The 2,819-nt window shown below is 75.8% G+C and carries 2 protein-coding genes; both read left to right on the plus strand.

The window, feature by feature from the left end:
• Positions 1 to 13: 13 nt before the first annotated feature.
• Positions 14 to 1,147 carry an alpha/beta hydrolase gene (locus tag AC13HU_RS35145; protein WP_483046055.1) on the plus strand — a complete coding sequence of 378 codons (1,134 nt, stop codon included), beginning with the start codon at positions 14 to 16 and terminating at the stop codon, positions 1,145 to 1,147.
• 54 nt (positions 1,148 to 1,201) lie between these two features.
• Positions 1,202 to 2,623, plus strand: a complete 1,422-nt coding sequence (locus tag AC13HU_RS35150) for a hypothetical protein (RefSeq protein ID WP_483046054.1) — start codon at positions 1,202 to 1,204, stop codon at positions 2,621 to 2,623.
• The last annotated feature ends 196 nt before the right edge of the window (positions 2,624 to 2,819 follow it).

Consider the following 2,819-nt stretch of genomic DNA (forward strand, 5'->3'; position numbering starts at 1 on the left):
AGACTGGGGGGCGATGCGCCTTCGATACGCGGTGGCCGCGGCGGCCACAACGCTGGTGGGTGCCGGCGCAGCCGCATTGGCGGCAGGCCGGTACGGCTCCGGCTTCGCCCTGAACCCGACGGTCGCGGGCCCGGCCCCGGAAAGCCTGATCACGGTGCACAGCGTGACCCCGGACGAGGTCGTGCTGACCCGCACCTCCGCGTCCGAGCGCCCTGGCGTGTACGGCCTGACCGGCGCGGGCGTGCACGCCACCGTCGGACCGGTGGTCGCGGTCGGCGACCGCGGCCACTTCGTCACGCGCACCCTGACCCGCGTGGACAAGGGCTCGCTGGACGCGGGCGCGTTCGTGCGGATGACCCCGCAGGCGTATACCGGTGACCCGCGAAGCGCCCACGGCCTGGAGTTCGGCGAGACGCAGGTCCCGGGGGAGTTGGGCCCGATGCCGGCCTGGTACCTGCCCGGCGACCGTTCCACCTGGGTGATCGCGGTGCACGGCGTCGGCGCCACCCGCGAGCAGACCCTGTCGGTGCTGCCCGCACTGCACCGCTTCCGGCTGCCGGTCCTGATCCCGTCCTACCGCAACGACCCCGGCGCCCCCGCCTCCCCGGACGGCATCGGCCACCTCGGCGCCACCGAATGGCGCGACCTGGACGCGGCGATGCGGCACGCCGTGGAGCACGGCGCCGCGGGGCTCGTGCTGTACGGCTGGTCCAGCGGCGCCGCGATGGCACTGCGCGCCCTGCACAGGTCGTCGTCGGCCGGCAAGGTGGTCGGCCTGATCCTCGACTCGCCGGTACTCGACTGGCGCGCCACGGTCACCGCCGCGGTGCGCTCGCGCGGCCTGCCCCGCCTGCTGACCCCGCTCGCCGTGCGTGCCGCGGAGGGCCGTACGGGACTGCGCGGCACGCGGCACACCGAAGCGGCCCCGGAACCGACCGCGCCGGCCGGGCTCCACGTGCCGACCCTGATCGTGCACGGCCCCGACGACGCCTTCGCGCCCTGGTCGGCCTCCCGCGCCCTCGCCGACCGCTACCCCGGCAAGGTGGCCCTGCACCCGGTGCCGGGGGCCGCGCACACCGCGATGTGGAACGCCGGCCCGGAGGCGTACGAGGAGACGCTGCGCCGCTTTCTCACCCCGCTCATGTGAGCGCGTTCACAGTCGGGTTTGGGATTATGGGCGCCGAGCGGCGAGACTGATCAGGTGACGTCCCGTATCCCGCGAGACACTCCGCTTCGCCTCGTCCCCCGCCGGCCGCTCACCGCGGCCCGCAGGACCGCCACGACGCGCAGGTCGCGACCGGCGCGCCCCCCCGAGGGCACCCCCTCGATCCCCGAACTCGCCCGCTTCGCCAGGACCGAACTCGCCGCCGCGGTACGCCTCGCACGCTGGGTCGGCACCGGCTCCGGCACCGCGGGCCCGACCGGGATACTGCCGGACGCCACCGTGCGCGAGGCCGCCACGGTGCTCGGCCTGACACCCGGCCAGATCCGTGCGGCCTGGGACCGGGCCCGGCTCTCCGGCCTGATCGAACTGCACCGCGGCGCCGCCCGTCCCGGCTGGCGGCTGCGGGCCTGGGACACCGACGACACCGCGGTGTTGCGCGGCTGGGTCGCCCTCTTCGACGCGTGGTCGCTCGCCCACCCGTTCCTCCCGTCCGACGCGCAGGCGGACGACGGGGCCGCGGCGAACGGCCCGGACGGCGACACCTCCGACGGCGCGGTCGGCGCCGACCCCGCGCTGGTCGCCGAAGTCATCGAGGCAGCACCCCAGTTGCTCTCCTTCCTGCACCTGTCGCAGGGCCCGGTGCCGCTCGACACCCTGCTGGACCTGCTGCGGCAGCGCGTCGCCGAGTTGCGCACCGAGCGGCACGAACCGCCCGCCGCCGGCGACCCGTTGCCCGCGCTGCTGGACTGGGTACTGGACGCCGCCACCGACGTGGGGGCGCTGCGCCCGCGCGACCCGAAGCGTCCCGACGAGGCCGCGCTGACCGCGCTGGGCAGTTGGGCGGTGTGGGTCAAGCTGGAGCAGATCTGCGTGGCCGCCCAGGGCCCGGCCGGGAACATGGAGCAGTCCGCCGAGACGATGCTGCGCGCCTGCGCCCGGCTCTCCCCGGGACCGGCCCGCACCGAGTACCGCGCCTGGCTGGCCGCCCGCCCGGTCGCACCGGCCGTCGCGGAACTGCTGGAGACCGCCCGGGGCGAGGACGCGCTGCTGCGCGGGCTGGCCTTCGAGGCGCTGCGGGTGGTGGGCGACCCGGCCGAAGCGGCGGTGCGCGCGGTCGTGAACGAGCCGACGCTGCGCCCCTACGCGGTGCTGTGGCTGGCGGAGTTGGACGGTGGCGACCCGGACACCGCGACCGCGCTGCTGACCCGCGAGGAGGCCACCTGGCTGTGGGTGGACACCGCGGCCGCGGTCGCCGACCACGGCGACGACCACCTGCTCGTCAGCCACCTGGAGACGGCCGTACAGGGCTCGGTGCCCGGGCTGCTCCAGGAGGTCCGCCTGGCCGGCCACCCGCGCACCGTGCAGGTCCTGGTCGCGCTCGCCGCCGCGCACCCCGACCCGGTGCTCGCCAAGGCGGTGCGCAAGGCCGCGTTCCAGGTGCACACCGGCGAGGCGTGAGGTGAACGGGCGTCAGGACGGGGGGAGTTCGGGCGGGTAGCCGCCGAAGCGCCACGGGTTCCCCGCCGCGTCCTGGTACCGCGGGGCGGGGTACACGCGGAGCCGGTCCGTCATGAGCGGTCACCCTTCCTGACGCGGACGCGCGCCGGCCAGTGCCTGTCACCGGCACATGTTCGCGTATGGGCGATTTGTGAGG

The sequence above is a fragment of the Streptomyces sp. NH27 genome (assembly GCF_056859195.1).